24 protein-coding genes and 1 riboswitch are annotated in these 19,841 nt (G+C 41.3%); of the genes, 12 read left to right on the top strand and 12 right to left on the bottom strand.

The window, feature by feature from the left end; translation table 11 throughout:
• Positions 1-60: 60 nt before the first annotated feature.
• The 8 genes from cas5a to TERMP_RS02340 form a co-directional block, all read right to left on the bottom strand.
• The gene (cas5a, locus tag TERMP_RS02375) at positions 61-735 is read right to left on the bottom strand and encodes a type I-A CRISPR-associated protein Cas5a (protein WP_013466751.1); all 675 of its coding nucleotides are present in this window, start codon (positions 733-735) and stop codon (positions 61-63) included.
• On the bottom strand, positions 732-1,682 hold the full coding sequence (locus TERMP_RS02370) for a DevR family CRISPR-associated autoregulator (protein WP_013466750.1): 951 nt from the start codon (positions 1,680-1,682) through the stop codon (positions 732-734). The genes cas5a and TERMP_RS02370 overlap by 4 nt, the downstream gene beginning before the upstream one ends.
• The gene (locus TERMP_RS02365) at positions 1,675-2,004 is read right to left on the bottom strand and encodes a hypothetical protein (RefSeq protein WP_013466749.1); all 330 of its coding nucleotides are present in this window, start codon (positions 2,002-2,004) and stop codon (positions 1,675-1,677) included. The genes TERMP_RS02370 and TERMP_RS02365 overlap by 8 nt, the downstream gene beginning before the upstream one ends.
• Entirely contained in the window at positions 1,988-3,004 is a 1,017-nt protein-coding gene (locus TERMP_RS02360) for a hypothetical protein (RefSeq protein WP_013466748.1), read from the bottom strand. The genes TERMP_RS02365 and TERMP_RS02360 overlap by 17 nt, the downstream gene beginning before the upstream one ends.
• Positions 2,982-5,258, bottom strand: a complete 2,277-nt coding sequence (locus TERMP_RS02355; RefSeq protein ID WP_013466747.1) for a CRISPR-associated helicase/endonuclease Cas3 — start codon at positions 5,256-5,258, stop codon at positions 2,982-2,984. The genes TERMP_RS02360 and TERMP_RS02355 overlap by 23 nt, the downstream gene beginning before the upstream one ends.
• A complete protein-coding gene (gene cas6, locus TERMP_RS02350; RefSeq protein WP_013466746.1) occupies positions 5,251-5,979 on the bottom strand; it encodes a CRISPR-associated endoribonuclease Cas6 in 729 nt (242 codons plus the stop codon). The genes TERMP_RS02355 and cas6 overlap by 8 nt, the downstream gene beginning before the upstream one ends.
• Before the next feature lie 131 nt (positions 5,980-6,110).
• Positions 6,111-6,761 carry a glycosyltransferase family 2 protein gene (locus TERMP_RS02345; protein WP_048159724.1) on the bottom strand — a complete coding sequence of 217 codons (651 nt, stop codon included), beginning with the start codon at positions 6,759-6,761 and terminating at the stop codon, positions 6,111-6,113.
• Positions 6,676-7,428 carry a zinc metalloprotease gene (locus tag TERMP_RS02340; protein ID WP_013466744.1) on the bottom strand — a complete coding sequence of 251 codons (753 nt, stop codon included), beginning with the start codon at positions 7,426-7,428 and terminating at the stop codon, positions 6,676-6,678. Before TERMP_RS02340 ends, TERMP_RS02345 begins: the two co-directional genes overlap by 86 nt.
• 65 nt (positions 7,429-7,493) lie before the next feature.
• A riboswitch (Fluoride riboswitch) is annotated at positions 7,494-7,569 on the top strand.
• 35 nt (positions 7,570-7,604) lie between these two features.
• Between TERMP_RS02340 and TERMP_RS02335 the strand changes: the two genes are divergently transcribed.
• From TERMP_RS02335 to TERMP_RS02305, 8 genes are read left to right on the top strand one after another with little or no spacing between them, the layout of a single operon-like run.
• On the top strand, positions 7,605-8,459 hold the full coding sequence (locus TERMP_RS02335; protein WP_013466743.1) for a prenyltransferase/squalene oxidase repeat-containing protein: 855 nt from the start codon (positions 7,605-7,607) through the stop codon (positions 8,457-8,459).
• Positions 8,460-8,462: 3 nt separating this feature from the next.
• Complete coding sequence (locus TERMP_RS02330) at positions 8,463-9,173, top strand: DUF6062 family protein (protein ID WP_237702851.1); 711 nt, start codon at positions 8,463-8,465, stop codon at positions 9,171-9,173.
• Positions 9,157-9,477, top strand: a complete 321-nt coding sequence (locus TERMP_RS02325) for a hypothetical protein (protein WP_013466741.1) — start codon at positions 9,157-9,159, stop codon at positions 9,475-9,477. The genes TERMP_RS02330 and TERMP_RS02325 overlap by 17 nt, the downstream gene beginning before the upstream one ends.
• Positions 9,455-9,868, top strand: a complete 414-nt coding sequence (locus TERMP_RS02320) for a hypothetical protein (RefSeq protein WP_013466740.1) — start codon at positions 9,455-9,457, stop codon at positions 9,866-9,868. The genes TERMP_RS02325 and TERMP_RS02320 overlap by 23 nt, the downstream gene beginning before the upstream one ends.
• Position 9,869: 1 nt before the next feature.
• Positions 9,870-10,034: a hypothetical protein gene (locus TERMP_RS11510; protein ID WP_013466739.1), complete on the top strand. Its 165-nt coding sequence runs from the start codon at positions 9,870-9,872 to the stop codon at positions 10,032-10,034.
• The gene (locus TERMP_RS02315) at positions 10,000-10,236 is read left to right on the top strand and encodes a hypothetical protein (RefSeq protein WP_013466738.1); all 237 of its coding nucleotides are present in this window, start codon (positions 10,000-10,002) and stop codon (positions 10,234-10,236) included. The genes TERMP_RS11510 and TERMP_RS02315 overlap by 35 nt, the downstream gene beginning before the upstream one ends.
• Complete coding sequence (gene crcB / locus TERMP_RS02310) at positions 10,233-10,604, top strand: fluoride efflux transporter CrcB (RefSeq protein ID WP_048159723.1); 372 nt, start codon at positions 10,233-10,235, stop codon at positions 10,602-10,604. Before TERMP_RS02315 ends, crcB begins: the two co-directional genes overlap by 4 nt.
• Positions 10,605-10,609: 5 nt before the next feature.
• Positions 10,610-10,990 carry a DUF190 domain-containing protein gene (locus tag TERMP_RS02305; RefSeq protein ID WP_013466736.1) on the top strand — a complete coding sequence of 127 codons (381 nt, stop codon included), beginning with the start codon at positions 10,610-10,612 and terminating at the stop codon, positions 10,988-10,990.
• Here the strand turns inward: TERMP_RS02305 and fdhF are convergent.
• Positions 10,987-12,969, bottom strand: a complete 1,983-nt coding sequence (gene fdhF, locus TERMP_RS02300; RefSeq protein ID WP_013466735.1) for a formate dehydrogenase subunit alpha — start codon at positions 12,967-12,969, stop codon at positions 10,987-10,989. The two genes, TERMP_RS02305 and fdhF, sit on opposite strands and share 4 nt — an antisense overlap.
• A gap of 143 nt (positions 12,970-13,112) precedes the next feature.
• Here fdhF and coaBC point away from each other — a divergent pair, with 143 nt between their 5' ends.
• From coaBC to TERMP_RS11380, 3 genes are all read left to right on the top strand, one after another.
• Positions 13,113-14,327, top strand: a complete 1,215-nt coding sequence (coaBC, locus tag TERMP_RS02295; protein ID WP_013466734.1) for a bifunctional phosphopantothenoylcysteine decarboxylase/phosphopantothenate--cysteine ligase CoaBC — start codon at positions 13,113-13,115, stop codon at positions 14,325-14,327.
• A 77-nt stretch (positions 14,328-14,404) separates the two neighbouring features.
• Positions 14,405-15,085: an aspartate/glutamate racemase family protein gene (locus tag TERMP_RS02290; protein ID WP_013466733.1), complete on the top strand. Its 681-nt coding sequence runs from the start codon at positions 14,405-14,407 to the stop codon at positions 15,083-15,085.
• Between the two features lie 96 nt (positions 15,086-15,181).
• Positions 15,182-15,577 carry a DUF5615 family PIN-like protein gene (locus TERMP_RS11380; protein WP_013466732.1) on the top strand — a complete coding sequence of 132 codons (396 nt, stop codon included), beginning with the start codon at positions 15,182-15,184 and terminating at the stop codon, positions 15,575-15,577.
• 100 nt (positions 15,578-15,677) lie between these two features.
• On the opposite strand, the gene TERMP_RS02280 is transcribed toward TERMP_RS11380, so the two are convergent.
• Entirely contained in the window at positions 15,678-16,505 is an 828-nt protein-coding gene (locus TERMP_RS02280) for a translation initiation factor eIF-2B alpha/beta/delta subunit family protein (protein ID WP_013466731.1), read from the bottom strand.
• 4 nt (positions 16,506-16,509) lie between these two features.
• Positions 16,510-17,268: a molybdopterin-binding protein gene (locus TERMP_RS02275; RefSeq protein ID WP_013466730.1), complete on the bottom strand. Its 759-nt coding sequence runs from the start codon at positions 17,266-17,268 to the stop codon at positions 16,510-16,512.
• A gap of 258 nt (positions 17,269-17,526) precedes the next feature.
• Here TERMP_RS02275 and TERMP_RS02270 point away from each other — a divergent pair, with 258 nt between their 5' ends.
• A complete protein-coding gene (locus TERMP_RS02270) occupies positions 17,527-18,531 on the top strand; it encodes a phosphorylating glyceraldehyde-3-phosphate dehydrogenase (RefSeq protein WP_013466729.1) in 1,005 nt (334 codons plus the stop codon).
• Positions 18,532-18,699: 168 nt separating this feature from the next.
• Here the strand turns inward: TERMP_RS02270 and TERMP_RS02265 are convergent, their stop codons facing one another.
• Complete coding sequence (locus TERMP_RS02265) at positions 18,700-19,803, bottom strand: aromatic amino acid transport family protein (RefSeq protein ID WP_013466728.1); 1,104 nt, start codon at positions 19,801-19,803, stop codon at positions 18,700-18,702.
• Positions 19,804-19,841 lie beyond the last annotated feature (38 nt).

The raw sequence follows: 19,841 nt of genomic DNA, 5'->3' as shown, positions 1-19,841 counted from the left end.
ACAGTTTGAGGTGTAATTTTTGATACAGCCTCTACTGTAAAGAACAACAAAAACTAAAAACTAAGAAAGCACGAAGAGCTTCCAGTTCTTGCCCTCTCTTGGACGTTTTGAGAGGAGTATGGGATAGTATTTGATCTCATAAGGTCTTCCAGCTTTTTTAGATGAGTATGGGTTAATCTGCTCAAATGTAACTTTCTTTGCAAAGTCCTTTACCGGGTAAATAATTGCCCCTTCAGGAAGCTTTGAGAGTTCTGAAGGGAAAATAGCATCAGCTGGTTCTTTATCTACCCACTCTACGCTCTTTACATAGACGAGTGAATCACTTGTTCCGAGATATCTGATGCTCTGTGCATAGATTATCAATTCCTTTGGAATCCCAATTTTGCTGAATCCTAAATAGATTTCTAAGTCCCCACTGAAATGAACGTATTCCCTAACTCCAAAGCTTGATTGGAACCCTGGTTGATCTTTTCTCTTTTTTAGTCTCTTGATAAAGACACTATTTACTACAATGATCTTAGGAAGTTTAATCCCAACTTTTGCATCTTTTACATACTCAAAGATTCTCTTCCCTTCGCTAACTTTACCGCTTATTCTAATTGCCGTTGCAACGAGAGCCAACTTTATTGTGGACGGTGCGATTAGAGGCAGAGCTAATGCATACTGGGATGAGTAGTCTGGGATCCTATAGGAATAAAATGAAGGAAAGTGAATCCTAAGCCTCAACCATTTCATTTCTCTCCCCCAAAGTTCATCTCGTAGGGTTCTTTGCTCAACAGCGTGCCAATCTTCTCCACGAAATCGGCCACTCCTTTAAACTCAAGAACTTCAATCTCTTCAATTGTCTCAGCTATCTTCTTTATTTCCGCTTTGTAGTCTTCCTTCAACGGAGAAATTACTGGGACTGGAACAGGTTTTGTGGAATGAACTATTACACCCTCAAAATCAACTACATGTGGAAGCCTTGTTGTTGTCATTGCTCCCTCAGGTCTTGCAAACATTAGCTGATAAGCTTTTAATGCAAGTTGATAGCGCTCTTTCCTACGTTTTCCATCGTAGGAATAAACATCTTGTCTTGCCTCATTCAAACCAATGCGCCATGGCTGGAAGACTGTAACAATTGCATATTTTCCAGTTCTTGTAGGTCTGTGATATATCATCTGAGTACCTCCTTCCCTTTCCCCTTCTTCAGTTTCTTGTCTTTTACCCTTTTCTCCGGGTGCATGTCTTGCATGAAGATGTATGTCCCTATAAACCTCTGGAATTCCTAATGCCCATCCAAATTCAACAGTTGATTTCCTTGAAACTGTTGGCTTCTCAACCATAAATCCATGGACATCACAGATATCACAAGTCTTCACAGCCTCTTCAATTACTTGTTTAGGTGATTTAAATTTGCTTTTATTTTTGTTTACTACATGATTGAACCTTTCAGGATGTAGAACTTTACAGGCTTCGCAGAGATATTCCTTATCATCGAGGAGCCACATAAACTCTGAATGAATGTGCTTCAACATTTCTCCGGAAATTCCATCAGTTGTTACAGCTTCCCCAGTGTTTGGGTCAATTATCTTAACGCTTCTTGGCTCAACAACGTTTCCAACATTGCCCTCGTTGTTCAAGCTGTGGAGCTCCCAAAGGGCTCTTCCTAAAATTGCAATTTCAAAAACTTTTTCACTCATTTTCTTCACCTCCTTTCACAAGAGTATAGCTAATTAAGGCAGAACGAACAAGCTTTACTCCATATTCATCAACAAGCCTCATCAGCTCAACTAAGCTTGTTTCTTTTGGTCTGGTCAATGGCTTACCCTTGTAGCCTTTCTTGGCTAATGTCTCATATCTCCTCAAAAAGCGTTTTATTGCCTCTACAAACTGCTCCTTGCTTTCAACATATTCGAGTTCTACCAAAGAGGAATAGTCCTCTCCTATTCTCAGCGCCCTCCTAAGGGCTTTTCCAAAGTCCTTTATAGCTTCGTTTTCAAAAAGCTCAGCTAACTTCGACATTCTTCAACACCTCCAAAAGGGAATCCGCATCATAAACTCCAAATTTTAAACCTTCTTTTTTGAGCTCGTTCCTCAAGTGAAGTCTTGCATAAGAGTAGTAGTTATCTAAAGTTGGTTCTGCTATGAATTTTGCTAAGGACAGAGCTAAATCTTCGTAACCTTTCTTGAATGATGTGAATTCAAATATCTTCAACCACATATCGAGTGCATCTTCGTTGGAGACAACTATGGTATGGAGAAGATCAAGTGGAAACAGTCCAGATGTGAATGGTTTTGGTTGATTACCCGTTTTCATCATGACTCCATATAAGAGCCCGCCGATTTTGGGTGAAAACTTTCTCCCATTACTGAGAGCTTTTTCTTCCTTAACCAGCCTTGTTGCTATATATGCAACTGTTGCAAAATAACCTGCTCTATGAAATCCCTTTACAGAATCCTTCAGCTTTGATCTAATGGTATAAATGTGCCTAATCTTTGTATTAGATGGCAATGGATAAACGGCTACCCAGTATTCTTTGGAATATTTCCACAGTGAAACGTTTATGGCTCCAAGCACTGCAAGATAAAACTCATCTTGCAGAATTTTCACTTGGTCTTCCGAATACGAACTTAGAACGGCTTTCCTAATGCCTTTACTTGCGGCAAGTTCAAGCGATTGTGGGAGAGTTACAGACTTTCCTCCAAGATGCCCACTAAGGAGTTTCTTCACGTTGTTTTCATCGCTGAAAAATTTTCTTATCTCTTGCTTTAGCTTTTCTACTTTTGCTTTGTTGAGAGTGGCAAGGACATAACCCCATTCTTCAAGATCATCTCCAATGTATTCCTGTATTTTGGGTATTCTTGAAAAATCTAACTCTTTTTGTGTTCTAACTTCGTAATACGCTCCAGCATCAGAAATTTCTGCATCTCCAGAGAGAGCATAGATTATAATACCAACTCCATAAGCCTTTGCCAAATCCAAAAACTGCCATCCTTGTTTAGGAACTAAATATCGATTCATATGACTCACCACCCGTTGCAAGCCTATCTGAGATACGCAAAAGCTTAGAAACTAGCCCATATAGACGATAATACTCATTCTCATCGTCAATATTCAATTTGAAAGGAAAACTTCCTGAGGGGCTTTTTCTCAATATCAAGTCGTCTGGAATTGGATATATGGAGAATATATACTCCTGTGCATCCTCAATAAGCTTGAACTTTTGATATTTAGATGACCATGGTGAATGATGATGAGCTATTGCTAAGTAGAAGGCTTTGAAAAGCCCTTCTTCATCAAATTGTTCCATTAAATATGGTTCTAAAGCTTTGGCAGACACAGTTGCATGAGGTGGCAACTTTTTAATCCTTTCAAAGCCGTGAGCTATTGGCTCTTCTCCTTTTTGCCATCCTGCCGCTTTTTGCCAGTAATAATTGAGCTTTCCAAGATCATGCAAAGCCACACTAAGCTCAATCCAACTAATTAAGTCCTTCTTGGAGATACCAAAATATTTGGCAAAGGTTTTGATGGGATAAGCATATCTCGGTAGCATGTACGTTCTCAAAAAGTCAAGTGTTTTTAGTGAATGCTCAACCCATGTTTCTCTCCTTAATTCTTTTAGCTCAAGCTTAAACAGATGTTCCTTTTCTTCAAATTCAAAGCTCTTAATCTCACCACTTTTGTCAAATAGCAGACCAACCTCTGGAGAGTAACTTATTCCGGAAATTATGTAAAACTCAAATGGCATGATATCCTCTTTGCTTTGAACTTCCACGAGCTCATACTTGCTCTCGTATTCGTCGATGAGTGGATTTTCCTCCACACGGTAAATTTTGGCACCAATCTCCTGTAGGTAGTTGAACTTACCAGCCAAAACTCTAAAGTCAACTCTTAACCGCTTAAGGGCAAATGCTTTCTCTGGTTCACCCTTAAGTTCTTCAACGTTTTCATATAGTGCTATCTCAACTGAATAAGCTTCTCTAACATTTTCTTCAACATATGCCCGCTTTCCTTCGTAAACAGCCCTAACCAAACCTCCTAACCGCTCATAGAATTTATATGGATCAAGATAATTCTCAAAAGGTTTAGAGAGAACTTTATCAACCAGCATTACTTCAGCTTGCCAATTCAAAAGCTCAACGCCTTTGAGAGCTTGGATAGTTGGTTCAACAAGCTCTTCAGAGTAAGGAGCATAAGGTTTTCCTGGTTTCTTCTCAACGTCATAAACTATAACTTCTCCTTCACCGCCCCATCTTGCAACCCTTCCCGCCCTTTGGATAAGAGAATCAATAGGAGAAATTTCTGTCAAAAGTTTTGAAGAGGAGATATCCATGCCCACTTCAATTACTTGCGTGGTAATTAAGATTCCTTCCCTTTGTTTCTTTCCAAAAATTTCTAAAACTGTTCTCTCTTTAGCTTGCCTATCTTCTTCAAGAAACCGTGAATGGAGTAGTAATAACGGAACATCTATCTTATCTTTAAGATCCAAATAAAGCTTTTGAGCTTTACTGACGGTGTTAACAACAATTAAAAGGTTCTTAGAATCTTCTAAATGTTTTAAAACTTCTTCAGCAGTTAATGAAGTCTTAGAGTAAAGAGGACTAGTGTCTAAATAGATCTTTCGAGCTTTTCTTGATGCAATTTCATTTTCATCATCCACACTAATTATGTTTACTTTTCCTCCTTTCTTCTCTGCCATCTTCTTTACTTTTTCCATAAAGCTCTCTGGGAGTGTAGCAGACATCATGACAAATGGAAATCCAAGCTTTGAACTCTCAATGCTCATTGCTACCGATGTCAACAGTCCTTTTTCTGGATGCAACGTGTGAACTTCATCAAACACTAGCATTGAAGATGCAACACCACCAACAAAGATATTTCCCCACTTTTTTGGCATGCTTAAGGGCACGCTTAAATAAGCTCCTGCCGTTTGGTCAATTGTTGTAATAATTATGTCCTCCTCAAAAAGCCTGCTTTCAACTCTCTTTCCATGGTGAACAGCAACTCTAAGCTTTTTGAAGGATGCATAGCGTTTAGCCCTATTGCCTAAACTTTCAACAAGAGTCCTATTTGGCAAGGAGTATATAAGCTGGGAAGGCAAACTTTCGTTTAATTCAGAGATAAAGGGAATTAGCACCATTTCACTTTTTCCTGCCCCTGTCGGTGCTCTAACTATTAAAGAGTAGCCATCCAAGAGGTATTCAATAGCTTCCTTTTGGAAATCATATGGAGTAAAGCCTGTTACCTGCCTAAACCTTCTTTCTATTTCACTCATCAACCTTCACCATCCCAAAGCCGAGAGAGTTTTTCTCCCCGAAGCCAGCAAGATATCCAGCTCTAATTAATTCATCATCTCCATATGCCCTAAATATAAGATGCCAAGCCCTCTGGAAAATACCGGGCTTAACCTCGAAGCGCTTGGGCTTTGCACTCAGCACTTCAATCTCAAAATCCTCTGGGGGCTTTTTGCCATAGATCAAGAGGTACTTCTGCTTGAGGTTCTCTTTTAGATTCTCATAGAACTCTGGCTCATCTGGTCCCAAGTCGTAATGCCTCGGCTTTCCAAACTGCATTTTCACGGTAGTTACTGCTATTGGAGAGAGCGTTGAATATATCTTCCCGCTGAACGAAATCGGCTCCGGCAAAGCCTTAACTGTCTCAACGTAGAACCTCTCTCCCCAGAGCTTTACCTCCGGCTCCTGCAAAAGACCGCCTATGAAAGCCTCAGCTATTTCCGGAACAGCTGTAGAGAAGTAAAAGAAAGCCTCCTTTCTGCCGATGAAGTATTTATTGTTGCCGCTCATCCTATGCCGCTCTTTTGTCATGAAGAGCGAAAAGGTAAACAGCTTTGGAACTTTTGGCCTGTGCAGGGACAGGCTCAGCTCTGGATTTACCCTTTGGATTCTCCTATATACCAAACCCTGCAGGTAGTAGAGATGGTTGTACGGCACTTTAAATTCCAAATTCTCATTTCGGAGTCTTATTAGGAACCTCATCCAATCACCACAGCAAAAGACAGGAACTCAAAGAATAATTATGTGGACTATTGTATATAAGTTTTTTCTAAGGACTGGTTTAAGATTTTAAAACTTCATTGAATAATTGGGCAAAAACCAACAGAGGGCTTTCAGTACTTCACTAAAGAATGCAAGAATCGTAAAATATCCTCCAGCCTAAAATGACCTGTCTCAATGCCATAGATCATCGAAACCGGAACTTCCTTCACCCTCGCACCCTTCTTTACAGCCTTTATCAAAACCTCAGTCTCAACCTCATACCTCTTGCTTTCAATCTCGGGCAAAAATTCCCTTCTGATTGCCCTAAATCCGCTCTGAGTATCTCTAACGTTTATCCCAAGCTTTAAACGAATGAGAGAAGTCGTTATGAAGTTGCTTATCTTTCTTATCAGCGGCCTCTCTCCCTGAGCTTTTATTAAGCGGGAGCCTATGACAAAATCCGCCTCACCATTGAGAATGGGTTCCACAAGTTTTATGATCTCCTCGGGCTTGTGCTGCCCATCGGCATCAATGAAAACGATTATATCTCCATTAGCCTTTTTAATGCCTTCACTCATGGCTCTACCTTTCCCTTGATTCTGCTCAAGTCTAATGACCTCTGCCCCAAGCTCTCTCGCCACTTCACTTGTTCTATCTTCACTCCCATCATCCACCACGATGATCTCATCGATGAAGTCAGGCATCCTTTGAAGAACTTTCCCTATCCTCTTCTCCTCGTTGTAAGCTGGTATTATCACGCTTATTCTCTTTCCATTCAACATTTCTCTTCAGCTCCAGAAAGCATTTGGGACAAAAATCGGGAACCCTTGAATCCCACTCCTCAATGGTTGAGGGGGGATTCATCACACAGTTTTCAGAACAGTGATCCAACCCAAAAGCATGACCGAGCTCATGAAGAATTGCCTTAAAAATCCTGTTTGAGAACTTGAGCTTGTTTGGATGATAAAACGGGCTCACAGAGACAGCTATAATATTCAGACCAGAAACCTTTTTTTGGATCCCAAGGAACTTCTCGTAGAAATCGAGATAGGGATTCCTTGTAACAAGCGGAAAGCTGACAACCCCTATAACGGTGTCTGGTATCTCATCGTCAGGCTCTATTTGGTGCATCTCATAAATCTCCTGAACTTCATGACGGGTTTTGACCAGCCACCCGTAGAGGACATCAAGGATCCCCTCAAGGGGATATGCCACCACCTTCCCCTTTCCTGTGTTAATGGTTATTGTGAAACCAGGTTTGGATTCAAGAATGATATCCTTTTCTGGCATGTTCTCTGCGTTCTCCCCAGCCCTAACTCGAGGATGATGGAAGATTAGCCTAATGGGGATGTTATTCTCAGCTAAGTATTTATTAACATCGGTGTATGCATAAAAAACGACATCTCTGTACGAATTGTTGCCTATGTACACGAACCACACGGTTTTCATGATTTCACCTGCAAAGGCTTTAATTAAAACAATGAACCAAAATCTTTAAATGTTTTCTTTCTCACGTTTAGTCGGGCGATGGCGTCCGCCCGGGCTTCGAGCCCGAACCGCCCGTTAAGGGCTGATGACGCCTGTTCTACCCATTCATGCTCATAAAAATGGAAGGAGGCGGTAGAATGGGCTCGAAGCTTAATGAACTTGCGAGATATGTGAATTTGAATGCTGTTATAAACTACATCTCAAAGAGGCGTCATGAAGATGGCGGTTACTGCTTCGTCTCAATGCTGAACGAGACAAATATAAATGACACATACTATGCCGTTAAAATCTATGACCTGCTCAATCTTGAAATTCCAGAGAAAGAAAAAACAATTGAATTTTTAAATAGCTCTGCTCAGCCGCACAGGGCTACAGTTGCTTTAGCAATGGCCGGCGAAGCACTCGCAATTCTTGGCGCTGAAGATTTGGCGAGAGAAAAGCTTGAATACATATTTGCGAAATACAATCCCTTGAAGGGACAGTTCTCCGTTGGGTTAGGTGGAAGTGAGGAATTTGGAGCAGCAACTCCATTAGAATCAACCTATTGGGTCATGAGGCTTGTTTCACTGCTGAACTATAAAATCACAGATGATATGAAAGAAAAGATTAGGGATTTCATAGAAGGTTTTAGAAAAGGAAACGGCTACGGAGTGAACCAGCCAACTGTCACAATGACGTATCAAGCCATATATTCCCTCAATGTTCTTGGATATCCAGTACCAAAAACAAGGTTTTTTGAAGAATGTGAAGTTTACGGAGGATTCACAGAAGTCCCAATGTCCCTGCCTCCATACCTCGAACCAACGTTTTATGCCATAAGAGCATTGAAGCTCCTTGGAAGAAAGCCAAGATACATAAAGGAGCACATAAGATTCATCAGAGCACTGCAGAATCCCAATGGTGGATTCAGACGATCCCTTGAGCTTGGAATTTCAAACTTCCAGAACACGTACAGAGCTTTGAGAGCCCTAAATGATCTGCTCAGCTTCTGAGGAATGGCTATGGATCTGATTGGAATATATCTCAGGGAAGCATTTCAAGGAACTGGATGTCCTATTTGCAGAATCGTTGAAAAGTACGAGAGAGAGGTAATCGGGCATATACTCTACGAACATATCAACAGTCCCAGTGTCCGAGAAAAGTTCTCGGAGAGTCTGGGATTATGTCCATATCATGCATGGAAGCTTAAAGACATTGCATACTCCAATCCCCTCTATGGTGGGCTTGGAGTTGCAATAATTTACGAACACATGCTTTCAATTTATCTCAATGCACTGAAGGATGAAAAGAAAATTGAAGATGGAAAATGCTACCTCTGCGAACTCACAGAAGTCAAAGAAAAGCATACAGTAGAGGCAACAGTGGATAGAATGGATAAGCTGATTGAAGACTACAGGAACTCTGAGGCAATCCTATGCAAGAAACACTTCGAAGAAATTGAAGTTAAGCTTAGAAGAAAAAACCCAGAGCTTGCAGAAGAACTTAAGAAAGTTCAAATTGGAAAGCTGGAAAAAATAAAAACCCTAATGCACCTGTTCATTGAGAAGTTTGATTACAGGGCAACCAAGGCACCAACCGAACAGGAAGCATCATCAGTTCCCAAGGCAATTGAAAGTCTTAAGGGGCTCCCCTTGCAGATAAATTTTGTGAAGAGGCAGAAGCAGCATTCAATTCTCAGAGGTGTTCTGCTTGGAAATAGAGATTAGAGTCACCAACGACGAATTTCAGAAAATTAGAAAGGAGAAAAAAGAGATAAAAAGAAGATTCTATGAGCTTGAAAAACTCGAAAAAACGCTCCAAATACTTGAGATCAACTACCTGCTTGAGAAGCGCAGGAGGCTTGAAGAAAAGCTCAAGGAGATGGAAGAGCATTATCAAATGCTCCTCAAATTCAGCGAAAAAGCGAAGAAAGATAAAGAAAAAATGAAGGAGTTTAGATTAAAGCTCAGCATCGAAAACAGAGAACTGAGAAGAGAGATGAAGAGAGATGAAAATCGTGGTAAAACCTGAAGTCGGGTGGAGAAAGGTCACCTTTCACATCGAGGATGAGATGTTTAACCAGATAAAGGAGATATGCATGAGACATGGTTTTAGAGTTGAGGAAGGCATTAAAATTATTCTTTTGGGAGAATTCTTAGATTACGATCCGGGAGAAGACGTGGAAGCTTTAAGAAAAGAAGTTAAGGAACTGGAAGAAAGACTCTATGAGCTTGAAGGGAAATGGTCACCTTTAAAGTTCTCCTCATATGGTATAGCCCTGGACAATAGGAACCTCGCAATTCAGCTTTCAGGTATGATAGCCGAGAACAAGAGGCTGAGAGAGATGCTTGGGAAAGAGGAGAAAGAATACGGGGATATAGAAAAGCTCATACACTACTATTTGAGCTTTGAAGGTGAATGAAATGGATGAAACCCCAGGCGAGCTTATCAAGCAACTTAAACGGGAACTTGCTCTGATGAAAGAGAGGTATGAAAAAGCTTTAAAAGATCAGGAGATACTGCTGAGGGAACTTGAGAGGCTGAGGGAGGAAAATGAAAAGCTACGAAAAGAGAGAAGCAACAAATGAAGTCCAGCTGGAATTGTTAGAACTGACCAAACAGATGTCATCATTAAATTACAAGCTCTATGAGGTATACACAGCCAACAGAGCCTTGGCAATAAAGATACTCGGATATTCATCAGAGAATATTGCTCTCGGAGGAAAGGGGATGAGCAGAGAGGTGGAAAAGATAATTGATTACTACCTTAGGCCGGGTAGAAGAAAATGAGCAGCAAATTTGTGCTTCAGATTGCCCTTGGGGGAGCATTGGGAGCACTTGCTCGATTTTACATCTCTGGACTTCTGCCAGTATACAGAGATTTTCCAGTAGGAACACTAATCGTGAACAGTATAGCAAGTTTTCTGCTCGGCTATATTTCAGGGCTTATGTTCTTTGGTTATGATATTTCACCCAAGACAAGGGTGTTTTTTGGAATTGGGTTTTGCGGGTCTCTGAGTACATTTTCCACATTTTCATATGAAACGTTTGTTCTTCTGAGAGAAGGAGAATACTTAAAGGCATCTTTGAATGTCTTTTCAAACGTATCTCTCACGCTCCTCTTGGTATTTTTGGGATTTATGCTCGCAAGGAGGTGAATGAATTGGTCGAGGTAGAGCACTGGAACACGCTTAGATTGAAGATATACATCGGGGAAAATGATTCCTACAAAGGTAAACCTCTCTACAAAGCAATAGTGGAGAGGTTAAGAGAGATGGGAATTGCTGGAGCAACTGTATACAGAGGGATTCTGGGATTTGGCAAGAAAAGCAAAATGCATTCTGCCGACGTGCTGAGACTGTCAACCGATTTGCCCATAGTAATAGAAGCTGTTGATAGGGGATACAAAATAGAGGAGGCAATCTGCAAAATAAAACCAATGATAAAGGACGGCATGATAACAGTTGAACCGGTAATAGTGGTCTGGGTAGGTACAGAGGAAGAGGTAAGAAAGTTTGAAGATGATGCAGTTAGAGAGAGTTAGGCTTTATAAACTTTGCATGCGGAGAATTTAAGCTCCGGAGTTCCTGCTTTATTTAAAGCATCACTTGTTATTCTGTTCACCTTGGAATGGAAAGGTACAGCTACAACACCACTTTTAATATCCCCTATCTTCGCCTTTATTCTTATCCTGCCCCTTCTGGTTTCTATAATAATAAGCTCACCGTCACGAATCCCAAGCCTTTTTGCATCCTCCTTACTGATTTCCGCCATGGGCGCCTTCATCAGTTTTGCCAGAGAAGGGCTTCTTAAACTCATTTCTCCAGTGTTATAGCTGTTCATGGTTCTCATTGTCACAAGAATAAAAGGATATTCGTCATCTGGAGTTTCCCATGGTAATATATATTCCACTGCTTTGAAATGAGCTTTCCCATCAGGAGTCGCAAAGCTCCATGTGTGGAGTCTCTTCTTCGGTATAATCACCCCTTCCGGTGTTTTCAGTTCTTCAATCTCTCTATCCTCAAGTTCCGGAAAGAGTTTAAAGTACTCAGCCGTTATTTCTTCCACCATCTTATAGTCGAAAGAAGGAAGTCCAAGTGCCTTTCCAAGCAGAGTTAGAATCTCCCAGTCGGGTTTAGCGTCTCCGGGAGGATCACAGACCTTAGAGCTCCACTGAATTCTCCTTTCACTGTTCATGTAACTGCCCTCTTTTTCACAAAATGCAGCCGCGGGAAGAATATAATGGGCATATCTGGATGTTTTAGTTGGGAATATATCCTGTACAACCAGAAGTTCAAGTTTCTTCAGGGCTTCTACAACTTTTCTGGAGTTTGCTTCACTGACGGCTGGATTCTCGCCCATGACATATAAAGCGAGAACTTCTCCCTTTGCAATTGCATCAAAGAATTCTGTAAGATAAAGCCCTCTCTCCGTCGGTATCTTATCCGTATTCCAGATTCTTGTCACTCTTCTCCTAAACTCCATGTCTGTAAGTTCAACATACCCAGGGAGATACTCACTTAACGCTCCCATATAAGCAGCACCTTGAACATTATTCTGCCCTCTCATCGGATAGAGTCCTCCCTTCTCACCCACATACCCGAGCAGAAGTGCCAGATCTATAAGTGCAAGAACATTGTCGACCCCGCTAACATGCTGTGTGATTCCCATACCCCACATCACCGCCCCACTGCCTGCCAGTGCAAATGCCTTTGCGACTTCTTCTATTATCTCCGAGCGTATTCCAGTTATCCTCTCCGCGTATTCTGGGGTGTATTTCCTTACCGCCATTCTGATCTCATTGAATCCCTTTGTCATATTCTCAACGAATTCTTCATCATAGAGTTCATCGCGTATTATGACATGCATAATCGCATTTGCCAAAACAATATCGGTTCCTGGAATTATTTTAAGGAAATAATCAGCCCATTCGGAGCTCATTGTTTCTCTAACATCAACAACTATGACCTTAGCATTTCTCCTCTTTGCCTCAGAGATATAGTGCATAACTACCGGATGTGTTTCCGCTGGATTGTAGCCCCAAATTAAAATTGCATTGAATTTCTCCAGATCCTCATAAGGATTGGTCTGAACACCCATTCCAAGGGTTGCCTTTAATGCATGAACAGAGCTTTCGTGACAAAGACGAGCACAATTGTCAATATTATTTGTTCCGAAAAGTCGAGCAATTTTCTGAAGGAGATAATTCTCCTCATTCGAGCACTTTGAAGAGGCTATGAATGCAACAGCATCTGGCCCATACAGCTCTCTGATCTCTAAAAGTTTGTGAGAAATTTCCCCAATAGCCTGGGACCATGAAATTGGAATAAACTTTCTACCAACTGCCTTGAGGGGCTTCTTCAAGCGATCTCTATGAACAGCAAACTCAGTGGCTCTCAACCCTTTTGGACATATTCTACCTCTGTTCACTGGAGATGTTTTATCTGGAATGACTGTGAGGGTCTCAGGATTAACCCGAAGTCTGCATCCAAAGCCACAATAAGGACAGATCACGCTTTTCATTCAATCACCGCATTTAAATATTTCAGTTAAAATTTAAGATTTTCCTTGATATTTTTTACGAATTTATGTTAATTGTGCCAAATAAAATACACGTCCTAAAAGCTTTAAGGATTAAGTAGAGAATTATTTGGAGGTGGATAAAAATGCTCCATCACGTCAAGCTGATTTATGCGACCAAAAGCAGAAAGCTTGTTGGCAGGAAAATTGTTCTCGCAATTCCTGGGAGCATAGCAGCAGTTGAGTGTGTAAAGCTGGCGAGAGAGCTGATAAGGCATGGAGCAGAGGTTCATGCTGTCATGAGCGAAAGCGCCCAGAAAATAATTCATCCCTATGCAATGGAGTTTGCAACTGGAAATCCTGTAGTTACTGAGATTACCGGATTTATAGAGCATGTTGAGCTTTGTGGTGAGCATGAGAACAAAGCGGATTTAGTTTTAGTGTGCCCAGCAACTGCAAACACAATTTCAAAGATAGCATGCGGCATTGATGACACTCCAGTAACAACAGTTGTTACAACAGCTTTTGCCCACACACCAATAATGATAGCTCCTGCTATGCATTCAAGCATGTATGAACATCCAATAGTAAAGGAGAACATAGAGAAGCTCAAAAAGCTTGGTGTCGAGTTCATAGGACCAAAATTCGAGGAGGGGAAAGCAAAAGTTGCCAGCATTGACGAAATCGTTTACCGCGTTATTAAAAAGCTCCACAAGAAAGATTTGAAAGGTAAGAGAGTTTTAGTAACAGCAGGGGCCACAAGGGAATACATTGATCCAATAAGGTTCATCACAAACAAAAGCTCTGGAAAAATGGGCGTTGCTCTGGCGGAAGAAGCTGACTTCAGAGGAGCTGAGGTGACTTTAATCAAAACTAAGGGGAGTGTGCCAAGCTTTGTAGGGAATCAAATTGAGGTTGAGACCGTTGAAGAAATGCTGCATGCAATAGAAAATGAGCTGATGAGTAAAAAATACGATGTCGTAATCTTAGCTGCCGCTGTCAGCGATTTCAAGCCAAAAGAAAAGGCTGAAAAGAAGATAAAGAGCGGACAGACACTCATTTTGGAATTAGTCCCAACCCCAAAGATAATCCAGAGGGTAAAAGAAATTCAGCCAGATGTGTTCTTGGTTGGATTTAAGGCTGAATATGGTGTTAGTGAGGAAGAGCTTATTGCTCAAGCAAGAAACCAGATTGAGAAAGCCAAAAGCGATGTTGTGATTGCCAACAAAGGCGAGATCGCCTTTGGCAGCGAAGAAAATGAGGTTTACTGGGTTACAAAGGATAAAGTCGAAAAGTTCCCGAGAATGAACAAGAGAGAATTGGCTGAAAAGATCTGGGACAAAATTGTTGAGATGCTTTGATTTTTTGTTTTTGTGAAGACTTTTTCATTAAAAAGCCTCATAAACTCACTTTCCTAATTTTTCCTAGAGGTGTAAGCATGAAAAAGATAGGGATAATCGGTGGAATGAGTCCAGAATCAACTCTCTACTATTACAAAAAGTTCATCGAAATCTCAAGAGAAAAGTTTGAGCCATATTTTTATCCGGAGCTGATAATTTACAGCATCAACTTCAGGGAGTTTAAGGATAATCCCGAGGGCTGGGAAGGGAGAAAGAAAATCCTAATAAACGCGGCAAAAGCATTAGAACGTGCTGGTGCTGAGGTAATTGGGATTTCAGCAAACACTTCCCACATAGTGTTTCCCGATGTTCAAAGAGCCGTAAACGTTGAAATGGTCAGCATAATTGATGCAGTTGCTGAGGAAGCTAAAAGAAGAGGGTTAAGAAAGCTTCTTCTTTTAGGAACCAAAACCACAATGACAATGTCTTTCTACAAGGAAGCTCTCAAAGAGAAGGGCTTTGATGTAATAGTGCCAAGTGAAAATGAGATTGAGGAAATAAACAGGATCATATTTGAAGAGCTTATGTTTGAGAACTTAAACAGCAAACTATGGCTCATTGAGCTGATTGAAAGGTATGTAGAGAGAAGAGAAATCGAAGGCGTTATCTTAGGATGCACAGAGCTTCCATTGGCTATAAAACCAGAGGATGTTAGTGCTGAAGTTCTTGATACCGCTGAAATCCACGTTAGAGCACTGATTGAAAAAGCTTTGGGATGAATTGCCATTTTGGATTCTTTTTAGTTACTCCCTTCACTTTAGTTTCTAATGACCAAATATACTTATAACACTTTCCAGACTAAAACTAAAGCATGAATGTGGATAGTTGTTGATCCCGAAATCTGTCATGGAAAACCTGTTTTTAAAGGAACAAGGATACTGGTTAGTGATGTACTTGAGATGATAGCTGCTGGTATGAGCATTGAGGAAATACTTAAAGAGTATCCACAGCTAAGCGAGGAAATGATAAGAGAGGCTATTGAATACGCAGCAAGGCTCATACGGGAGAATATAATGTCGTTAAGGTTTCTACTTCATGCAGTGCATGTCCCTAAAGGAGCCAAAGATTCAGAAGTTGCAAAAATAGCTAAGAGTACAAATTCAATCCTTCTGACTCGTGATTCTGATTTTGCCAACACTCTAATGTATCCCCGCACGAGTTCCCTGGGATCATTCTTCTTAAAACACATCCTCCGATCCCAAAAGACATGATTGAAAGCTTAGAATTTGTCCTTGAAAATCTCAAAGAAGAGTTTAAAGGAAAACTGGTTATTGCAACAAAAGAGGGATTCAAAGTTATTGAAGTTTGACCCTAAACCTCCTTCGGCGGCACCAAAATCCCAAGCTCCGTAATAATTCCCCTGACATATTTCCAAGGTGTTATATCAAAGAGATAGTTCCTTATCAGAAAGTGATTTCTCTTGAATTTTCTTTCCACAATCTCAACGTCATCAGCCTTAAGCTCCGGATGAACCTTAAAGCTCTCAGCCGCAACGTAAAAAGGAACAGCGTTATCATGACAAGCCAATGCCAAAAGATACGTGCCAGCTTTGTTTATCACACAGCCATCTCGGGTTATGTTGTCAGCCCCAACTAACGCTAAAGTCGCTTTCTTTGCAAAGAGCCCGAGCTGGGCATCTGTGATAACCTCAAATGAAATATCGAGCTTCTCAAGCTCTTTAGCTAAAGCTAAACCCTCATAATCCGGAGCACTCTCCGTGAGAATCACCTTAAAGCGCTTACCCTTCATCTTTGCTGCCTTTAAAATCTCAAAAACTGTTGAAGAAAAGGAGTGTGTGATTATTACCTCGTTTTCATCAATCAGCTCGCTTCCGATATTGCCGATCTCCCTTTTTGCTTCTTCACTAAGCTTTATGAACTCCTCAGCTTTCGCTCTAATGAACTCCGGATTGTTTGTCAAAGGAATAAAACGAACCAAGTTGTAGAGAGAAGCCATCGTGGGATTTACACTAATAATTTCATTGCGCATTTCCTTCAAAGCCTCAAAAAGCTCTTCTCCAGTCAAAACCTCAGCAAGCTTTAGGTAAGCCTCGGCACCTCTTTTGGCTAAGTAGCTTGCCCCTCGAATTCGCTCAGCTTTCATTTCCTCTATGATTGCCTGGACCTCTCGGGGAAGCATGAGATCACCAGCCTTCCTCAAACCTTATCCCTTTTTCCTCCATGAACTTTTTAGCCTTTTCTATGCTCTCTTCATCCTCACCAAAGAGAATTATACCTATATATTTTCCAAAGCCCTTCGGTGAGGAGTGAATCTTCACAGGAAAACGCTTTAAAGTTTCATTCAAAATTGGGGCAAGTTTTGACTCATCTGTAATTTCTGCCAGCAGCTTTCTCTGAATGAACTTCCTTTCACCAAGCTTTGGAAGAACTTCGTTCTCAAGCATAGCTTTCATTTCCCTCGGCATCCCGGGCAGAACAAAGATTTTAACGCCTTCGTGCTCGATGTAAGCTCCCGGAGCAGCGCCTTCTGTATTTTTCAAAGGCTCAGCGCCCTCAGGAAGGTAAGCCATCTTTTTACGTGCTTCATTTAGCTTTGGATCATCTATGAGGCCTTTCTCATAAAGCTCACGGTAGAATTCCTCAATTCTCTTCAGACAGTCTTCCCTCAAAATGAGCTTTCTGCCCAAAGCCTCTGCCACGGCAAGCATTGTAACATCATCATGTGTCGGTCCCAATCCTCCGGAGATAATCAGTACAGAGGGCTTTCTTGAGAGTATCTCCCTGATTACAGTTTTTATCTCCTCAACATCGTCTCCTACAGTCGTTTTTCTCCTCACCCAGTAACCTTTCTCTGTTAATCTCTGAGCAATGTAAGCGGAGTTGCTGTCAACGGTGTGCCCAGTTAAGAGCTCATCACCAATCGTGAGGACTTCAGCGAACACTTGCACCACCCATAGAACTCTTTAGCACTTGATCTTTTTGGAGTTTTCCATCATTTTACCTCAAACAGCCCATCTACTTCAAACACCATAAAAGCACTTCCTCATTTTGCGAATTGTTGCATTATGGTTAGTCTAATCTTCTTTCAACCACCCTGAAAATTTTGGAGTTATTTTAGGCAAAGTTATCAAGAATAACACCTCCAGTGAAAGCAACGTTTAAGTATCAACTTGTTAAAATAATCTTTGGAGGTGGTTTCTGTGAAAGTTAAGGTGGGAATTAACGGTTACGGGACAATAGGGAAGAGAGTAGCTTACGCTATCACAAAGCAAGATGATATGGCACTTATAGGTGTAACAAAGACAAAGCCAGACTTCGAAGCTTACAGGGCAAAGGAGCTCGGCATTCCAGTATATGCGGCATCAGAGGAATTTTTGCCAAGGTTTGAAAAAGCCGGCTTTGAAGTTGCCGGAACTTTAGAAGATTTGCTTCAAAAAGTTGATGTTATCGTTGATGCAACTCCAGGGGGAATGGGGGCGAAGAATAAGCCGATTTATGAAAAGTATGGGGTTAAGGCAGTGTTTCAAGGTGGAGAAAAGGCTGATGTTGCGGAGGTTTCCTTCGTTGCTCAGGCAAATTATGAGAAAGCTCTCGGAAAGAGCTACGTTAGAGTGGTTTCGTGCAACACAACCGGATTAACAAGGACGCTAAGTGCGATTCAAGAGTACATTGACTACGTTTACGCTGTGATGATTAGGAGAGCTGCTGATCCTAATGACATCAAGAGGGGTCCAATCAACGCAATAAAGCCAACCGTTGAAGTTCCATCCCATCACGGGCCAGATGTTCAAACAGTTATTCCAATAAACATTGAGACGACAGCTTTTGTTGTGCCAACGACGATAATGCACGTCCACTCAATAATGGTTGAGCTGAAGAAGCCAATCACCAAGAAAGATGTAATCGATATCTTTGAGAACACCACGAGGGTTCTGCTCTTTGAAAAAGAGAAAGGGTTTGATAGCACTGCCCAGCTGATAGAATTTGCAAGGGATTTACACAGAGAATGGAACAACCTCTACGAAATAGCTGTCTGGAAGGAGAGCATAAACGTTAAGGGCAACAGGCTGTTCTACATTCAAGCAGTTCATCAGGAGAGCGACGTTGTACCAGAGAACATCGACGCAATCAGAGCAATGTTTGAATTAGCTGATAAGTGGGAGAGTATAAAGAAGACGAACAATAGCTTGGGAATTTTGAAGTGAAGTAAACTTTACTGTGCAAGTTTGTCGAATTTGGATGTCCTGCCACACAAAGCAGAAAATCCAGAGAATTCCCTTGATTTTTTGATTTTCTATTGATTTTCTATTACTTAATTCTTTGTTAGCATCCACTGGATGCCAAGTAGTGTGGAACGTTAAATGGTAAAAACATTACACAGATAAAATCGAGTAAATGAACACCAAAAAGAACACCAAGCCTGAAAGGTAAACAAAACTATGAGGGATTGGAAGATGCAGCTTTCTATGAATCTTTTTCGCTTTTATATACATTACTGTTGGCAGAATGCCCGCATAAAGCAAGCCGCCGAAGGTTCCGGCCATCCAGAGAGCGTTGACGAAGCTGTTCAGCCCAGCAAAGTATACAAGCAGTGGTGGAATCACGGTTAAAAGCCATGCATGAGACCTTTTAATGCCAAATATCTCCTTCATGTTGTCCATCTGTGCCAGACCAATTCCAATGTAACTGGTGCTTATTGCTGCCAAAGGAAGAATTAAGCCCAAAACGCTGCCCAATCTCCCATAGAGCTGCTCAAGGGCTGAAGTTGCCAATTCTGGAGTCTTTGATCCAAAAGTGCCAACAAATGCCAGTACAAAGAAAGCGTAGAACACCATAGGGACAAGATATCCAATAAGGACGGCTTTTGTGGTCTTCTTCACATCTCCCAAACCTTTTAGCATCTCTGGAACAACCATATGACTTACATAGGCAAATACAGCAACACCAATACCTTTTGTTATAGCTGAATAATCAATCTTCGTTAAGTTTGAGACATCGGCTTTGGGCATAACAAGTGCTATTGCGAGGGTTAGAGCGCCCAACAAAAGGAAGTTCAGCAGAAGCTCGGCTTCTCCAGATGCTTTTAAACCAAGAAAGACTATTAAGCTCATTACAAACCAGAATATCAGGGCTCCGGTTTTTTCATTAATCCCAAAAAGGGAGGACAGAATGTCTCCACTTCCAGCTATGTAAGCGATCAAAGCTCCATAGCTTAGCACAGAGATGCTCAAAAACATAAGATATCCGCCAATTTTTCCCAAATAAGCCTCAGCAATCTTAGAGAGAGTTCCGTCACTGTGAGCGGCTAAATCAAGAACAAACAGCGCTGTGAGCAATGTTAGCAGTCCTGTTGCAATAACGATGATGATCCCCAAAAGCCCAGTATCCTTCAGAGCATAAGGCAATCCCAAAACTCCCGCTCCGATTTGAGTTCCGATTAAGATCGCGCTCGCCTCTGCTAAGCTCAGCTTCTTCATTTTAGCATCACCAGATTCATGAATGAAAATTCACCTTT

Origin of the sequence: Thermococcus barophilus MP, assembly GCF_000151105.2 — an archaeon.
Classification (GTDB): domain Archaea; phylum Methanobacteriota_B; class Thermococci; order Thermococcales; family Thermococcaceae; genus Thermococcus_B; species Thermococcus_B barophilus.
This window is presented reverse-complemented; position numbering and strand designations above follow the sequence as displayed.